Origin of the sequence: Alloyangia pacifica, from assembly GCF_020524285.1 — a bacterium.
In the GTDB taxonomy this organism is placed as follows: domain Bacteria; phylum Pseudomonadota; class Alphaproteobacteria; order Rhodobacterales; family Rhodobacteraceae; genus Salipiger; species Salipiger pacificus_B.
Map to the genome: position 1 here is coordinate 73264 of NZ_JAIVKX010000015.1, position 15188 is coordinate 88451.

Below are 15188 nucleotides of genomic sequence, written 5' to 3' on the forward strand. Positions count from 1 at the left end.
ATGTTACTCCGCGGCAATCTTGTGGTTGTTGAGGCTCGTGGCGGTGGCGTCGCGCAGGATGCTGAAGCCCTTGCGGAAGGTCTCTTCCGGGGTGGTCAGCGGCGCGAGAACCTTGACGACCTCGTCGTCGGCGCCCGAGGTTTCGATGATCAGCCCGCGCTCGAAGGCCTCGGCGCAGATCGCGCCGGCCAGCTCGCCCGAGCCGACGTCGACGCCGCGCATCAGGCCGCGGCCCTTGAGGTAGGCGCCGGGGATCATCTCGGCGATGGTGTTCAGCTCGTCCTCGATCAGCTGCGTCTTCTCGGCGAGCGACTTCTGGAAGCGATTGTCGGCCCAGAACTTCTCGAGCGCGACGCGCGCCGTGATGAAGGCGTGGGTGTTGCCCCGGAAGGTGCCGTTGTGCTCGGCCGGTTTCCAGACATCCAGCTCCGGCTTCAGCAGAAGCGCGGCGAAGGGCAGGCCGAAGCCCGAGAGCGACTTGGCCAGCGGGATCATGTCCGGCTCGACGCCCATCTCCTCGAAGGAGAAGAAGGTGCCGGTGCGGCCGATCCCGGCCTGGATGTCGTCGGCGATGAGCAGCGCGCCGTGCTTCTTGGCGAGGCGGGCGATGCCGCGGAGCCATTCGGCGGAGGCGGCGTTGAGGCCACCCTCACCCTGCACCGGCTCCACGAGGAAGGCGGCGGGGGCGTCGAGACCCGAAGAGGGGTTCTCGAGCATCATCTCGATCTGCGCGAGCGTGTCGACATCGGGGCCGAAGGCACCCTCGTAGGGCATGTGGGTCACGCCCTGCAGTGGCATGCCGCCGCCGTTGCGCTTGCCCTTGTTGCCGGTCGCCGCCAGCGCGCCCACCGTCATGCCGTGGAAGCCGTTGGTGAAGGCGATGATGTTGGTGCGACCCGTGACCTTGCGCGCGAGCTTCATCGCGGCTTCGACGGCATTGGTGCCGGTCGGGCCGACCATCATCACCTTGTGGTCCATGCCACGCGGCTCGAGGATCAGCCGCTCGAAGGTCTCGAGGAAGGCTTCCTTGGCGTCGGTGTGCATGTCGAGGCCATGGGCGATGCCATCGCTCATGATGTGCTCGACCAGCGCCGCCTTCATGTGCGGGTCGTTGTGGCCGTAGTTCAGCGAGGAACAGCCGGCCAGGAAGTCGATGTAGGTCTTGCCCTGATCGTCGGTCAGTTCCGAGCCGCGGGCGGAGGTGAAGCTCACCGGGAAGGAGCGGCAGTAGGAGCGTGCCTCGCTCTCGCGGCGAGCGTAAATAGTCGGGCCGTTAGACGTGTCTTTCGGCATAACGAAGTCCTTTCTAGAACTTAGAAAAAGATAAGATTAGCGATGTAGGGGAGCGATCAGGCCGCGGCGCGCAGCGCCTCTTCCTCTTCGGGCAGCTCGATCGTGACCATGTGCTCGGTCGCGTGCATGCCGTCGAAGTGTTCGTCGCGCGTGTAGTGCGGCTCGTCCGAGAGCTCGCCGCCGATGGAGCGGGCAAAGCTGCGGAACAGGCCCCACGACGCATCGTTGTCGCGGGTGATCGTCGTCTTGAGTTCAGTGGCGTCTGCACATTCCTCGCGCTCGATCAGATGCGTCAGCATCTTGCGGCCGAGGCCGAGGCCGCGGGCCTTGGGGCTCACGGCGACTTGCCAGACGAAGAAGGCGTCCTGGTTCGGGATCATGTGCCCCGAGATCCAGCCCACCACGTCGCCGTCCAGTTCGGCCAGCACGCAGGTGTCGCGGAAATGCTCGGCCTGCACGAGGTTGCAGTACATGGAGTTCTCGTCCAGCGGTTTGCAGTCGCGCACGAGATCCCAGATCGCAGCCCCGTCCGTTGCTTCGGGCTTACGCAGCACCGGGGTGCGCGTCTCAGGCTGTGTCATGTCTTTCGGCATCGATCTGGCTTCCTCCGTTTCGTTCGTCAATCTAACTAATCGACCGGGGCTAAAGTTTCAACCACCGAAGCAATTTTTACGCTCATAGCGGCATATGAGGCTATTTTGGAGCGGTTTTGCTAAGATTTTATGAAGCAAATCCCCTTAGTCTTCTGAAATACCCGGTCAACTGCTTCGTAGATTGAAGCTTCGGCAGAATCCTGCCAAAACCTTGGCATGTCCGACCCTGTACCCGATCGAACCGATCAGAGCCTGATCGCCCTGCGCCGCATCCTGCGCGCGACCGAGCTGTACGAGCGCAAGCTCGCGCAGGCCGCCGGGCTGAGCCCCGCGCAGCTGCGGGTGCTGCAGATCCTCGACAAGAAGGATCACGGCGCGGCGACGCCCAAGGCGCTGGCAACCCAGATGGGGGTGAGCCAGGCCACGGTGACCGCGCTGGTCGACAAGCTGGTGGCGCGCGACATGGTCTCGCGGCGGCGCTCGGAAAAGGACCGGCGGCAGATGGACGTGGCGATCTCGGTCAAGGGGCGCGACGCGGTGCGCCAGTCGCCCGACGCGCTGCAGCAGAAGTTCGTCAAGAGCTTCGAGGGGCTGCTCGACTGGGAGCAGGCGCAGCTCGTCGCCTCGCTCGAACGGGTCGCCTCGATGCTCGATGCGCACGAGATGGACGCCTCGCCGGTGCTGACGATCCGCGACATCCGCCAGGAAGGGCAGTGAGCCGGCAAAGCCCGCGCTTTCGCGCTTGTATCCGGTCCTGACCTTGGGGCAGATGGGGCGACCTGCGCCGACCTTGGGGAGGGGCCGCCCGCGCGGCCGGACCGGCGTTCAACGACGCGACCCGGCGCAGGGCGGGCGCGTGCCTCGCACCGGAGCCGCCTCATGCCGCAGCAGATCGCCATCAACATCAAGACCCAGGCCTACCACCGCATGCTCGGCGAGCGGTTCACGCTGCACGACTGCACCGAGGGCTACGCGCATCTGAGCGCCGAGGCGCGCGCCGCGATCCGCGTGCTGATCACCGCCGGGTTCAAGGGTGCCAAGGGCGCCGAGATGGACGAGCTGCCGAACCTCGGGCTGATCTGCTGCGTCGGCACCGGCTACGAGGGGATCGACGTGCAGGCGGCGATCGACCGCGGCATCAAGGTCACCCATGGCGCCGGGGTGAACGCCGGGGCGGTGGCCGATCACGCCATGGCGCTGCTGCTCTCGGCGGTGCGGGCGATTCCCCACCAGGACCGGCTGACCCGTTCGGGCGCCTGGAACTACACCGAGACGCCGCGCCCGCTGGTCTCGCGCAAGAAGATGGGCATCTTCGGCATGGGCGGCATCGGCGCGGCACTGGCGCGGCGGGCGGCGGCCTTCGACATCGAGGTGAGCTACCACAGCCGCACGCCGAAGCCCGATCTGCCCTATGCCTACGTCCCTTCGCTGCTGGAGCTGGCCGGGCAGGTCGACTACCTCGTGGCCTGCGTGCCGGGCGGCGCGGCGACGCAGCACGCGGTGAACGCCGAGGTGCTCGCGGCGCTGGGGCCGCAGGGCTATCTGTTCAACGTCGGACGCGGCTCGGTGGTCGACACCGAGGCGCTGATCGCGGCGCTGCAGTCGGGCGCGATCAAGGGCGCGGGGCTGGATGTCTTTGAGACCGAGCCGGAGGTGCCCGCGGCGCTCAGCGCGCTCGAGAACGTGGTGCTGACGCCGCATATGGCGGGCAATGCGCCCGAGGTTCAGCAGATGGCGACCGATCTCATGTGCGACAATATCGCCGCCTTCGAGGCCGGGCAGCCGCTGGTCTCGCCGGTGCCCGAGATGAAGGCGCTGGCCGCCACGGTATGAGCACGGTGTGAGCGCGCGCGCGCGCCGCGGCTTGACTGGCGCGGCGCGGAGGGCAGGGTAGGGCGGCTGTGTCCCTTGCTGCCGGTTGCCCCGATGTCCCTGTCATGCCATGACCTCCTGAGCCTCGACTGCTGCGCCCTGCTGGAGCGCTTCCGCAGCGGTGCGGCCACCCCCTTGCAGGCCGCCGAGGCGGTGCTGGCGCAGGTGGCGCGGCTGCAGCCGGAGCTCAATGCCTTCTCCGCCCTCTCGGGCAGCCTGCGCGCCGAGGCCGAGGCAGCGAGTCTGCGCTGGCAGGAGGGGGCGCCGGTCGGGCCGCTCGACGGGCTGCCGCTGGTGATCAAGGACAACCTTGTCAGCGCCGGCCTGCCCGCCGCCTGGGGCAATGCCGAGCTGGCGCAGCGGGTGGCGGGGGCCGACGAGCGCCCGGTGGCCACGCTGCGCAGGGCGGGGGCGCTGGTGGTGGGCAAGGGCAATACGCCGGAGTTTGCCGTCGAGGGCTACACCGACAACCTGACCTTCGGCACCAGCCGCAATCCCTTCGATCCGGCGCTGACGCCCGGCGGCTCCTCGGGCGGGCTGGTGGCGGCGGTGGCCTCGGGCATGGGCTGCGCGGGGCTGGGCACCGACGGCGGCGGATCGATCCGCAGGCCCGCGGGCTACACCGGGCTGGTCGGGCTGAAGCCGGGGATCGGTCATGTGCCGCGCGGCGGCGGGCTGGCGCAGCTCTTGCTGGATTTCGAGGTGGCGGGGCCGGTGGCCCGCTCGCTGCGCGACCTGCGGCTGCTGGATGCGGTGCTGTCGGGGCGGGAGACGGACGCGCGCCCTGTCGGGGCGTCGCGCATTCTCGCGGTGGCCCGACTGGGAGAGGCGCCCTGCGATCCGGGTATCCTTGCCGCCTTCGACGCCACGGTAGAGGCGCTGCGCGGGAGTGGGCACGAGGTGATCCACGGTGCGCTGCCCCACGATCTGGGCCCGCTCAATGCGCGCTGGGGGCAGGTGGCGGAGATCGGGCTCGCCGCCTATTTCGCCCGCGATCCGGCGGTCGCCGAGGCGGCGGCTCCGAAGTATCGGGCCATGGCGGAGCGCGGCGCGGAGGTTGCGGCGATCGAGCTATATGCGCTGCAGGAGGCGGTCTTTGCCCTGCGCGAGGCGTCGCGCGACCTCTGGGGGTTCGATGCCATCCTCATGCCGGCGTCGGCGGCGCACCCCTGGCCCGCGACCGAGAGCCACCCGAAGATGATCGACGGGCAGGAGGTCGGCCCGCGCGGGCACGCGGTCTACACCGGCTGGGTCAATGCGGCGGGGCTCCCGGCGCTGGCCTTTCCCGCCGTCTCGGAGGGGCTGCCGATCGGCATGCAGTTGATCGGAGCGCCGGGATCGGAGCGCTGGCTCATGGATATCGCCGAGCCGGTCATTCCCCCCTTCCGCTGGCCGGAGATGGCGTTCGGCTGATCATGCGCCATTTTCCATGTGTTCCGGATCATGCGCACAGGGTCATGCGCCTTGGCCGGGATGCTCGGCGGCGACATTCACCAGCGCATCGACCAGCCCCTGCAGCACCGTGTCGGGCAGCATGCCGTCGCGCAGGGAGATGCCGACCGGCCCGCCGAGCAGCTCGTTCTGCACCGGCAACACGGTCAGCTCGCCGCTGTCGAGCTCGGCGCGGACCACGCCTGCCGAGATGAACCAGATGGTGTCGGAGCGCGCCACCACCCGCCGCCCGAAGGCGTGGGAGACATTCTCGTAGGCGGGGACCGGCTCGCCCAGCCCGAGCGATTGCAGGAACGACCTCACCGAGCCCGAGATCACCGCCCCCGCCGGCGGCAGCATCAGCGGGTAGCGCAGCAGCTCCGCAGGTTCCCAGTCCTGCCCGGCGAGCGGATGGCCGGGGCGGATCACCGGCACCACGCGCTCCCAGTAGAGCTGGCGGAAGCTGAGGCCCTCGCCGGTGCCGGTGGCGGGCATGCGCCCCACGACGATATCCAGCGCGCCCTCGCGGAGTTGCGACAGCAGCAGCCAGTTCGGCCCGGTCGAGACGCGCAGCGTGCAGTCGGGGTGGGCGTCGCGGAATCGCGCGGCGGCGTCGGGGAAAAGCCCGGTGGCGGCGGTCGGCAGCACCCCCACGGCGAGTTTTCTCTGGCGCTGCGGCAGGTCGTGCAGCAGCCGTTGGCCGCGTTCGAGGTCGGCCAGCGCCGTTCCCGCGTATTGCTGGAAGATCTTGCCCGCCTGGGTCAGCGCCAGCCGCCGCCCGCTGCGGTCGAAGAGCTGCGCATCGAGGATATCCTCCAGCTCCCGCACGGTCTTGGAGGCCGCGGGCTGGCTGACGTGCAGGGTTTCGGCGGCGGCGCTGAGGCTGCCGAGCCGGGCGGTCTCGAGAAAGACGCGCAGGTGCCGCATGCGCAGGTGAGGGTGGATCATTCATAACCTCAGAGTTATGGGTGGTGCCTCTACTTATATTTTTCACCGGCGGTTTGCCATGGCAGAAGAGCGCCAAGGCCCGCACCGGCCCCGAGGAGGCATCATGCAGACACTTAACGTAGCCGGCGTCAGCCTGCACATCCGCGACGATGGTCCGAAAGACGGCCGCGTGCTGATGCTGGCCAATTCGCTGGGCACCGACCTGCGGGTCTGGGACGCGCTAATCCCGCTGCTGCCCGAGGGGCTGCGCGTGGTACGTTTCGACAAGCGCGGCCACGGGCTGTCGGATGCGCCCGAGGCGCCCTACGCGATGGAGACGCTGGTCGATGACGCCGAGGCGATCTGCGATGCGCTGGAGCTCAGGGATGTCACTTTCGTCGGCCTGTCGATCGGCGGCATCATCGGGCAGGGGCTGGCGGCCAAGCGCCCGGACCTCATCACCGCGCTGGTGCTGATGGACACGGCGGCGCAGATCGGCACGCCGGAGATGTGGCAGACCCGGATCGACGGCATCCGCGCGAACGGGGTGGGCTCGCTCGCCGATGCCATTCTCGAGCGCTGGTTCACGCCGGGCTTCCGCGAGAGCGATCCGCAGTTCGCGGCGTGGAAGAACATGCTCGTGCGCACCCCGATCGAGGGCTACGTCGGCTGCTGCGCCGCCATCGCGGGTGCCGATTACACCGAGAGCACCCGCAGCTTGAGCCTGCCGGTGCTGGCCATGGCCGGGGCCGAGGACGGCTCGACTCCGCCCGGTCTGGTGCGCGGCACTGCCGAGCTTTGCGGCGCGGAGTTTGCGCTGATCGACGGGGCGGGGCACATCCCCTGCGTCGAGCAGCCCGCCGAGACCGCCCGCCTGATCAATGATTTTCTGAGGAGGACCGCCTGAATGGACGATCTTTACGAACAGGGCATGAAGACGCGCCGGTCGGTGCTGGGCGATGCCCATGTGGACCGCGCCGAGGCGGCCAAGACCCCCTTTGACGAGCCCTTCCAGACGCTGATCACCCGCAGCGCCTGGGGCACCGTCTGGGCGTCGGACGCGATCAGCCAGCGCGAGCGCTCGATGCTGACGCTGGCGCTGCTCGCGGCGACCGGCAACTTCGAGGAGATCCCGATGCACATCCGCGCCACGGCGCGCACCGGGGCCAGCAAGCAGGACGTGCTGGAAGCGTTCCAGCACGTGGCGATCTACGCCGGGGTTCCGCGCGCCAACCACGCGCTGAAACTCGCCAAGGCGACCTATGCCGAAATGGAGGCGGCAGCCGAATGAGCAACTTCATCACCACAGATAAGGGCCCGCTGATCCCGCGCAACCGCGAGGTTCACCCGGTGGCCTACGATCCCGGCTACAAGACCAGCGTCAGCCGTTCCCCGAACCTGCCGCTGCTGTCGATGGAAAGCTCGCCCTCGGAAGAGACCGGCCCGACCTTCGGCCACGGCAAGCTCGGCGCGCTCGACAACAACCTCGTGCTGAACTGGACCAAGGGAGCGGCCCCGGCGGTCGGCGAGCGCATCCTGATGCACGGCCGCGTGCTCGACGAGAACGCGCGCCCGGTGCCAAACACGCTGATCGAGATCTGGCAGGCCAACGCCGGCGGTCGCTACCGCCACAAGAAAGACACCTATCTCGCGCCGCTCGACCCGAACTTCGGCGGCTGCGGCCGGACGCTGACCGACGAGAACGGCTACTACCAGTTCCTCACCGTCCGTCCGGGCGCCTACCCCTGGCCGAACCGCGGCAACGACTGGCGTCCAATGCACATCCACGTCTCGGTCTACGGCCACAGCTTCGGTCAGCGCCTGATCACCCAGATGTATTTCGAGGGCGATCCGCTGATCGACCACTGCCCGATCGCCGCGACGATCAAGAACCGCGCCCAGCTCGACGCGCTGGTCGCCCCGCTCGATCTGGCGCATTCGCGCCCGCTCGACTACCTCGCCTACAAGTTCGACATCGTGTTGCGCGGTCGCCGTCAGTCGATGTTCGAGAACAAGCTGGAGGGCATGTGATCATGGTGCAGAAACTCGACACCCTCGTGGAAACCGCCTCGCAGACCGCGGGCCCCTACGTCCACATCGGCCTGATGCCCACCTACGCGGGCAACCCCGGCTACTACGACGAAGAGATCGGCGTCAGCCCCATCGAAGATAGCTGCGACGGCGAGATCATCGAGATCACCGGCTCCGTCTACGACGGCACCGGCTGGGCGATGCGCGACGCGCTGATCGAGAGCTGGCAGCCCGACGCCAAGGGGGTGTTCCCCGGTCAGGAGGGCGCGGATCCCAAGGTCTCCGGCCATTGCCGCTTTGCCGCCGATGCCGAGACCGGTGAGTTCACCCTGCGCACGGTCAAGCCGGGCAAGGTGAAGGGCCGCGGCGGCGTCGAGAGCGCGCCGCATATCTCGCTCTGGGTCGTCGCCCGCGGCATCAACATAGGGCTGCAGACGCGCATCTACTTCGAGGACGAGGACAATTCATCCGACCCGCTGCTGGCGCGCATCGAGCAGCGCCCGCGCGTTGACACGCTGATCGCCAAGAAGACCGGCGAGGGCCAGTACCGCTTCGACATCCGCCTGCAGGGCGAGGGCGAGACGGTCTTCCTCGACATCTGAGGCGCGGATATTGCAGAAAGAACCGGGGGCGGCCGCGAGGCCGCCCCTTCGGCATGCAAGATGCCAAGGGAAGGAAGAGCACAAGATGAGCGCGAGCGTTTTCGATCACCCCTGGCTGGGAGGGCTGTTCGGCGATCCGGAAATGGCAGAGATCTGGTCCGCGGACCGCCAGATGGCGCATATGCTCGCCTTCGAGGCGGCCTGGAGCCGGGCGCTCGGCGCCTGTGGCCGGGTGGATGCGGCAATGGCCGAGGATGCGGCCGCGAAGATCGCCGCGGCGCGGATCGACTTCGAGGACATCCGCGGGGGCATGGCGCAGGACGGCGTGCCGGTGCCGCGGCTGGTGAAGCAGCTTCAGGCGGTGGTTGGCCCGGAGGCGGTGGCGGCGGTGCACAAGGGCGCCACCTCGCAGGACGTGGTGGACAGCGCGATGGTGCTGGTGCTGAAGGACAGCACGGCGCTGCTGGCGCGGCGGCTGTCGGAGCTGCAGGAGGCGCTGGTCGCGCTCGATGCGCGCTGCGGTGCGGCTCCGCTGATGGGCCGCACGCGGATGCAGGCGGCAACGCAGATCACCGTCTCGGATCGGCTGCGGCCCTGGCACCAGCCGCTGGCGGCGCATCTCGAGCGGCTGTCGGAGGTCGTGGCGCGGGTCGAGAGGGTGCAGGTCGGCGGGGCCTCGGGTGATCGCAAGGCGCTGGGGGAGAAGGCGCAGGCGGTGACGGATCACGTCGCGGCAGAGCTTGGCCTTGCCAGCACCGATGGCGCCTGGCACGCCAAGCGCGATGCCGTGGCGGAGTACGCCGGGCTGCTGTCGCTGATCACCGGCACGCTGGGCAAGATCGGGCAGGACATCTGCCTGATGGCGCAGCAGGGGTTGGACGAGATCAAGCTCTCGGGCGGCGGCGGGTCGTCCGCCATGCCGCATAAGCAGAACCCGGTGGGTGCCGAGCTGCTGGTGACGCTGGCGCGGTTCAACGCGGTGCAGCTTTCGGGCATGCACCAGGCGCTGATCCACGAGCAGGAACGCTCGGGCGCGGCCTGGGCGCTGGAGTGGATGATCCTGCCGCAGATGGCGCAGGCCACGGCGCGGGCGCTGGCGACGGCGCAGGGGCTTGTCGGCAACATCGATCGCATCGGCACGCCCGACTGAGTGGCGGGCCCGCCGGTGCTCCTGTAACTGGGTCGGGAGAAGTTTCCCTCCCCCGACCCAGTTGCAGGACCCTCCCATGACCCAAGACGTCGCCCGGATCATCGCCTCGGACCGTTTCAAGCGCGCGCAGGAGGATCTTGCGCAGGGGCACGACCGTTTCGTGGGCGAGATCATCGAGCTGACGGAGATTCCCGCGCCGCCCTTCAAGGAAGCGGTCCGCGCCGCCGCCTACGTCGAGAAGTTCCGCGCTCTGGGCCTGCAGGAGGTCGAGCTCGACGGCATCGGCAATGTGCTTGGCCTGCGCCGCGGGCGCGGCAACGGGCAGGTGGTGGTCGTCGCGGCGCATCTCGATACGGTTTTTCCCGAGGGCACCGACGTGACCGTGCGCCGCGAGGGGACCAAGCTCTTTGCCCCCGGCGTCGGCGATGACACGCGGGGGCTGGCGGCGCTGCTGGCCTTCATCCGGGCGCTGGACGCGGCGGGGATCGAGACCGAGCAGGACATTCTCTTCGTCGGTGACGTGGGCGAGGAGGGCAAGGGCGACCTGCGCGGTATCCGCTATCTGTTTGAAGAGGGCGCTTACCGCGAGAAGATCGCCGGTTTCTTCACCATCGACGGACTTGAGCTGGGGCAGATCACCACGGGCGCGGTCGGCTCGCTGCGCTACCGTGTGGCCTTTCGCGGGCCGGGCGGGCATTCGCTCAACGCCTTCGGCACGGTGAACCCCTCCTATGCGCTGGGATCGCTGATGGCGGGCATGGCGCGGATCGAGGTTCCGGCGGAGCCGCGCACCACCTTCTGCGCCTCGGTCATGGGCGGCGGCAGCTCGATCAACGCCATCCCCGAGGAGGTCTGGCTCGAGGTCGACCTGCGCTCGGTGGACGCAGGCGAGCTGGGCAAGCTGGACGCGGCGCTGCATGGCTTGGTCGAGGAGGCCGTGGCGGGCGAGAACGCGCGGGGTGACACCAGCCACGGGGCGATCCGCGCCGAGATCACCCGCATCGGCAACCGCCCGGCGGGGCAGACGGCAAGCGACAGCACCATCGTGCAGGCGGCCTTTGCCGCGCTTCCGGCCTTCGGCTTCGCGCCCTCGACGGGCGAGAGTTCCACCGATGCCAACATCCCCATGAGTCTCGGCGTGCCGGCGATCTGCCTCGGTTCGGGCGGCACCGGCGGGCGGGCGCACAGCGTCGACGAATGGATCGACGTGGCGCCCGAGCTGTCGCTGCGCGGGCTCTACACCGGGCTGGCCTCGATCCTCGGAACGGTGGGGATGGTCGAGGGCTGAGACCCTCGCAGCACACAAAAATGGACCGCGCCGGTGGGCGACGCGGTCCTCTTGGAGCAAGAGCGAGAGGGGTCAGCCGAAGGTCAGCTGCACCTTCACCGCCTTGCCCCGATCCATGGCCAGCTCGACCGCCTTCTGAGCGTCCTCGACCGGCAGCGAATGGGTGACGATCGGCGCGAGGTTCATTGCGCGCGAGTTGATCAGCTCGACCGACTGGCCGAACTCGGCATCGAAGCGGTGCGTGCCGCAGAGGTTAATCTCCTTCGAGACCAGCATGTTGAACGGCACCGGCGTGTCGCCCATCACGCCGACCTGCACGATGGTGCCGAGCGGGCGGGTGCAGGCGATGGCCGAGCGGATCGCCGGTCCCGCCGCGGAACATTCGAAGCAGAGGTCGAACTGGCCCTTCTCGGCCTCGTATTCGGCCAGCTCGGCGCCATGGGTGGCAACGTTGATCGTGCGGGTTGCGCCGACCTGCTTGGCCACCTCGAGGGTCGCGTCCTGCAGGTCGGTGACGACGATCTCGGAGGCGCCGTAGTGCTTGGCGAGCGCCACGCAGAGCGCGCCGATCGGGCCCGCGCCGGTGACCAGGACGCGTTTGCCCTCGAGGGAACCTGCCACCTGCACGGCGCGGGTCACCGCGCGGCAGCAGACGGCGAGCGGCTCGGCCAGCGCGGCTTCGGCCATGGGGACGCCTGTCGCGATCTCGTAGCACTGGCCGGCCCCGATCGCGACGCGATCGCGGAAGAAGCCCTGCTCGTGCGGCAGGAACATCGCCGAGCCCTTGAAGCGCATGTTCATGCAGTGCTGATGATCGCCCGCCTTGCAGAACTTGCACTCGCCGCAGGGGTGCGAGGGGTTCACCGCCACCACGTCGCCCGCGGCGACGGTGGTCACGCCCTCACCGACCGAAACCACGGTGCCCGCCGCCTCGTGGCCGATGATGATCGGCTCGCGCACGCGGATCGTGCCGATGCCGCCGTCGGCATAGTAGTGGATGTCGGAGCCGCAGATGCCGCCCGCGCCGATCGCGACCACCACCTCGCCCGCCGCGGCGGCGGGCTCCTCGATGGTCTCGACGCGCAGGTCTTTCTGTCCGTGCAGCCGTGCGATGCGGTTGGTCATGGGTCTTGGTCCTAGTTCGACAGGAAGGAAGGCAGCCAGGTGCTGAAGAACGGCACGTACGACACGAGCAGCAGCACGAGGATGTTGGTGAGGATGAAGGGCATGATCGCGCGGGTGACTTCCCAGAGCGTGACCCGGCCGATGCCGGCGCAGATGAACAGGCACACGCCGACCGGCGGAGTGGTCAGGCCGATCATCAGGTTGAGCACCGCGAAGACCGCGAAGTGCAGCGGGTCGACGCCGACGCCGGTGGCCAGCGCCAGAAGCGGGCCGAAGAGGATGATCAGCGCGGCGATGGTCTCCATGAACATGCCGACGAAGAGCAGCACGAGGTTGATCAGCAGGATCACCAGGAACTTGTTGTCGGTCACGCTGAGCACGGAGTCGGCGATCATCTGCGGAATGCGCTCGGAGACGAGGATCCAGCCGAAGACGTTGGCGAGGCCCACGAGCACTAGGATCGCCGCCGCCGAGACGGCGCTGTCGATGAGGATCTTCGGCACGTCGCGGATCTTCAGGCCGCGGTAGACGAAGGCGCCGACGACGAAGGCGTAGATCGAGGCGACGATGGCGGTCTCGGTCGGGGTGGCAAAGCCGGTGAGCAGCCCGCCGACGATGAGCCCGGTCATCGCGACCGCCCAGAAGGCGCCGAGGAAGGCCTTCCAGAGCTCGCCCGCGCCCTGCCATTCCTGGCGCGGGTAGTTGTGCTTCTTGGCGAGGATCCAGGCGGTGATCATCATCGCCACGCCCATCATGATGCCGGGCAGGGCGCCGGCGATGAACATCTTGCCGACCGAGATGCCCGAGAGCGTGCCGACGATGATCATCGGCACCGAAGGCGGGATGATCGGCCCGACGGTCGAGGAGGCGGCGGTGATCGCGGCGGAGAAATCGGCCGGGTAGCCCGCCTTCTTCATGCCGGGGATCATCATGCCGCCGATCGAGGCGGCGTCCGCCGCGGCGGTGCCCGAGATGCCGCCGAACAGCATCGAGGCGGCGACGTTGGTGAGGCCGAGGCCGCCGCGCATCCAGCCGACCAGCGCCTGCGCCAGCCGCACGATGCGCCCGGTGATGCCGCCGGCGTTCATCAGGTTGCCGGCGAGAATGAAGCCCGGGATGCAGAGCAGCACGAAGCTGTCCATGCCCGCGTACATCTTCTGCGGGATGACCACGAGCGGCATGCCCTTGAAGAGGATGTAGGCCATCGACGAGACGCCGAGGGTGATCGCCACCGGCAGGCCGATGATCAGGCCGCCGAGGAAGCAGCCGAGGAGAATGGTCAGCTCCATCTCAGAGCTCCTCTTCGGGTTTGTCGGGAAGGCCGGTCTCGCGGCGGGTCAGCATGGCGAAGACCCGCAGGGCGGCGAAAATGCTGAGCGAGACAAGCGCCACCAGCACCGACGCGTGGATGAAGTCCATGCGGATGCCGAGCGAGGGCGCGGTCTGGCGCACGCCGATCGACACGTAGAGCCAGGTCGCCTTGATCAGCATCAGGCCGAAGCCGAGCGTGATCAGGGCAGAGACGAGGCGGAGAATCCAGGGCAGGCGTCCGGGCAGGGCCTCGCAGACGATGTCGACGTTCACCAGGTCGCCGGAGCGATAGGCCAGCCCGACGCCGAAGGCGGCAAGGAACAGCAGGGCAAAGCGGGTCAGCTCTTCGGTCCAGACAACCGAGTCGATCACCCCGGATCGGCCGAGCAGCTGGATGATGACGGCGGCGATGATGACGGCAAAGCTGAGCCCCGTCGCGATACGGGCGATGGCGGTCAGGACCGTGACGACCTTTTGCATGGAACGGCTCTTCGGTGAAATTGCGGGAAGGGCCGGACCCGAGTGGCAGGGTCCGGCCCGGGAGAGCGGGCCCGGGAGAAGGGGAGGGAGGGGCCCGCGTTTCCGGCTCAGTTGTCGAAGAGGGCTTCGACGTCGGGCCGGATGTCTTCGGAGACCGAGCTCAGCACCGCGTCCTTGGCGGCGGCGGCGAAGGCCTCGTTGTCGACGTCGACGAATTCCACGCCGAGGTCCTCGAGCTGGGTCACCAGCTGCTCTTCGTCGGCGAGGAAGAGCTCACGCTCGTAGTCCTGGGCGCGCTTGGCGGCTTCCATGACGTTGGCCTGATCCTCTTCGGACATCTGGTTCCACGCCATCTCCGAGATCGTCAGGTAGATCCAGGAGCGCACGTGGTCGGTCTTGTTGATGTACTGCTGCACTTCGTTGAAGTTCGCCGACTTGATCAGCGCCAGCGGATTCTCCTGCGCCTCGATGGTGCCGTTCTGCAGCGAGGTGAAGACCTCGGAGAAGGCCATCGGGGTCGGGTTCGCGCCGAGCGCCTTCCAGACGTTGAGGAACAGCGGCACGTTCGGCACGCGCATCTTCAGGCCGTTCAGCTCGTCCGGCGAGGTGATCGGGCGGTTCGAGGTCAGCTCGCGCGGGCCGCGGGCGAAGTAGGCGATCGGGCGGATGCCCACCTTCTCGATGATCTGCGCCTCGATGCGCTCGCCGAGCTCGCCACCGGCGGCGGCGTCCATGTCCTCGAGCGAGGTATAGGCGTAGGGCACGGCCAGCAGCGCCGCCATCGGCGCCCAGTTCTGCAGCGACTCGCCGGTGATGGTCATGTCGGCGGTGCCGAGCTGCATGCCGTTGATGACATCCATCTCCTTGCCGAGCGTTTCGTTCGGGTAGACCTCGACCTCGATGCGGCCGTCGGTGAGCGTGGCCAGCTCTTCGGCGAACTTCACCGAGGCCTTGTGCCAGATGTTGTCCTCGTTGGCCGGGTGGCCGAGCTTCAGCGTCATGTCGGCCGCCATGGCCGAGGCGCTGAGGGCGACGGTGGCAATGCCCGAGAGCATCAGGGTCTTCAGGGTTTTGGCGACGGTCAT

The 15188-nt window shown here is 68.3% G+C and carries 16 protein-coding genes; 9 read left to right on the plus strand and 7 right to left on the minus strand.

The window, feature by feature from the left end; all coding sequences use genetic code 11:
- Positions 1-3 precede the first annotated feature (3 nt).
- The gene (gene ectB, locus LC039_RS19100; RefSeq protein WP_226627408.1) at positions 4-1293 is read right to left on the minus strand and encodes a diaminobutyrate--2-oxoglutarate transaminase; all 1290 of its coding nucleotides are present in this window, start codon (positions 1291-1293) and stop codon (positions 4-6) included.
- Between the two features lie 56 nt (positions 1294-1349).
- Positions 1350-1886 (minus strand): diaminobutyrate acetyltransferase, encoded by a 537-nt coding sequence (ectA, locus tag LC039_RS19105; protein WP_226627410.1) that lies wholly within the window; start codon positions 1884-1886, stop codon positions 1350-1352.
- A gap of 216 nt (positions 1887-2102) precedes the next feature.
- On the opposite strand from ectA, the gene LC039_RS19110 reads away from it, so the two are divergent.
- The 3 genes from LC039_RS19110 (at position 2103) to LC039_RS19120 (ending at position 5171) form a co-directional block, all read left to right on the plus strand.
- On the plus strand, positions 2103-2603 hold the full coding sequence (locus LC039_RS19110; protein WP_226627412.1) for a MarR family winged helix-turn-helix transcriptional regulator: 501 nt from the start codon (positions 2103-2105) through the stop codon (positions 2601-2603).
- Between the two features lie 210 nt (positions 2604-2813).
- Positions 2814-3719, plus strand: a complete 906-nt coding sequence (locus LC039_RS19115) for an NAD(P)-dependent oxidoreductase (protein WP_413463851.1) — start codon at positions 2814-2816, stop codon at positions 3717-3719.
- Between the two features lie 93 nt (positions 3720-3812).
- Positions 3813-5171, plus strand: a complete 1359-nt coding sequence (locus LC039_RS19120) for an amidase (protein WP_226627415.1) — start codon at positions 3813-3815, stop codon at positions 5169-5171.
- Positions 5172-5213: 42 nt separating this feature from the next.
- On the opposite strand, the gene LC039_RS19125 is transcribed toward LC039_RS19120, so the two are convergent.
- Entirely contained in the window at positions 5214-6137 is a 924-nt protein-coding gene (locus LC039_RS19125; protein ID WP_226627417.1) for a LysR substrate-binding domain-containing protein, read from the minus strand.
- A 103-nt stretch (positions 6138-6240) separates the two neighbouring features.
- Here LC039_RS19125 and pcaD point away from each other — a divergent pair, with 103 nt between their 5' ends.
- From pcaD to LC039_RS19155, 6 genes are all read left to right on the plus strand, one after another.
- Positions 6241-7023 (plus strand): 3-oxoadipate enol-lactonase, encoded by a 783-nt coding sequence (gene pcaD / locus LC039_RS19130; protein ID WP_226627419.1) that lies wholly within the window; start codon positions 6241-6243, stop codon positions 7021-7023.
- Positions 7024-7407 (plus strand): 4-carboxymuconolactone decarboxylase, encoded by a 384-nt coding sequence (gene pcaC, locus LC039_RS19135; protein WP_226627421.1) that lies wholly within the window; start codon positions 7024-7026, stop codon positions 7405-7407. It abuts the gene before it with no gap.
- Positions 7404-8147, plus strand: a complete 744-nt coding sequence (gene pcaH / locus LC039_RS19140) for a protocatechuate 3,4-dioxygenase subunit beta (protein WP_226627422.1) — start codon at positions 7404-7406, stop codon at positions 8145-8147. The genes pcaC and pcaH overlap by 4 nt, the downstream gene beginning before the upstream one ends.
- A 2-nt stretch (positions 8148-8149) precedes the next feature.
- Complete coding sequence (pcaG, locus tag LC039_RS19145) at positions 8150-8749, plus strand: protocatechuate 3,4-dioxygenase subunit alpha (protein ID WP_226627424.1); 600 nt, start codon at positions 8150-8152, stop codon at positions 8747-8749.
- Positions 8750-8834: 85 nt separating this feature from the next.
- Positions 8835-9899, plus strand: a complete 1065-nt coding sequence (locus LC039_RS19150; protein WP_226627426.1) for a 3-carboxy-cis,cis-muconate cycloisomerase — start codon at positions 8835-8837, stop codon at positions 9897-9899.
- A gap of 76 nt (positions 9900-9975) precedes the next feature.
- Positions 9976-11187, plus strand: coding sequence for a M20/M25/M40 family metallo-hydrolase (locus tag LC039_RS19155; protein ID WP_226627428.1), 1212 nt, complete (start codon positions 9976-9978; stop codon positions 11185-11187).
- A gap of 72 nt (positions 11188-11259) precedes the next feature.
- Here LC039_RS19155 and LC039_RS19160 read toward each other — a convergent pair whose 3' ends face one another.
- The 4 genes from LC039_RS19160 to LC039_RS19175 form a co-directional block, all read right to left on the minus strand.
- Entirely contained in the window at positions 11260-12312 is a 1053-nt protein-coding gene (locus LC039_RS19160; protein WP_226627429.1) for an L-idonate 5-dehydrogenase, read from the minus strand.
- An 11-nt stretch (positions 12313-12323) separates the two neighbouring features.
- A complete protein-coding gene (locus tag LC039_RS19165) occupies positions 12324-13601 on the minus strand; it encodes a TRAP transporter large permease (protein WP_226627431.1) in 1278 nt (425 codons plus the stop codon).
- A 1-nt stretch (position 13602) separates the two neighbouring features.
- A complete protein-coding gene (locus LC039_RS19170; RefSeq protein ID WP_226627433.1) occupies positions 13603-14103 on the minus strand; it encodes a TRAP transporter small permease in 501 nt (166 codons plus the stop codon).
- Positions 14104-14210: 107 nt separating this feature from the next.
- Positions 14211-15188 carry a TRAP transporter substrate-binding protein gene (locus LC039_RS19175; RefSeq protein ID WP_226627435.1) on the minus strand — a complete coding sequence of 326 codons (978 nt, stop codon included), beginning with the start codon at positions 15186-15188 and terminating at the stop codon, positions 14211-14213.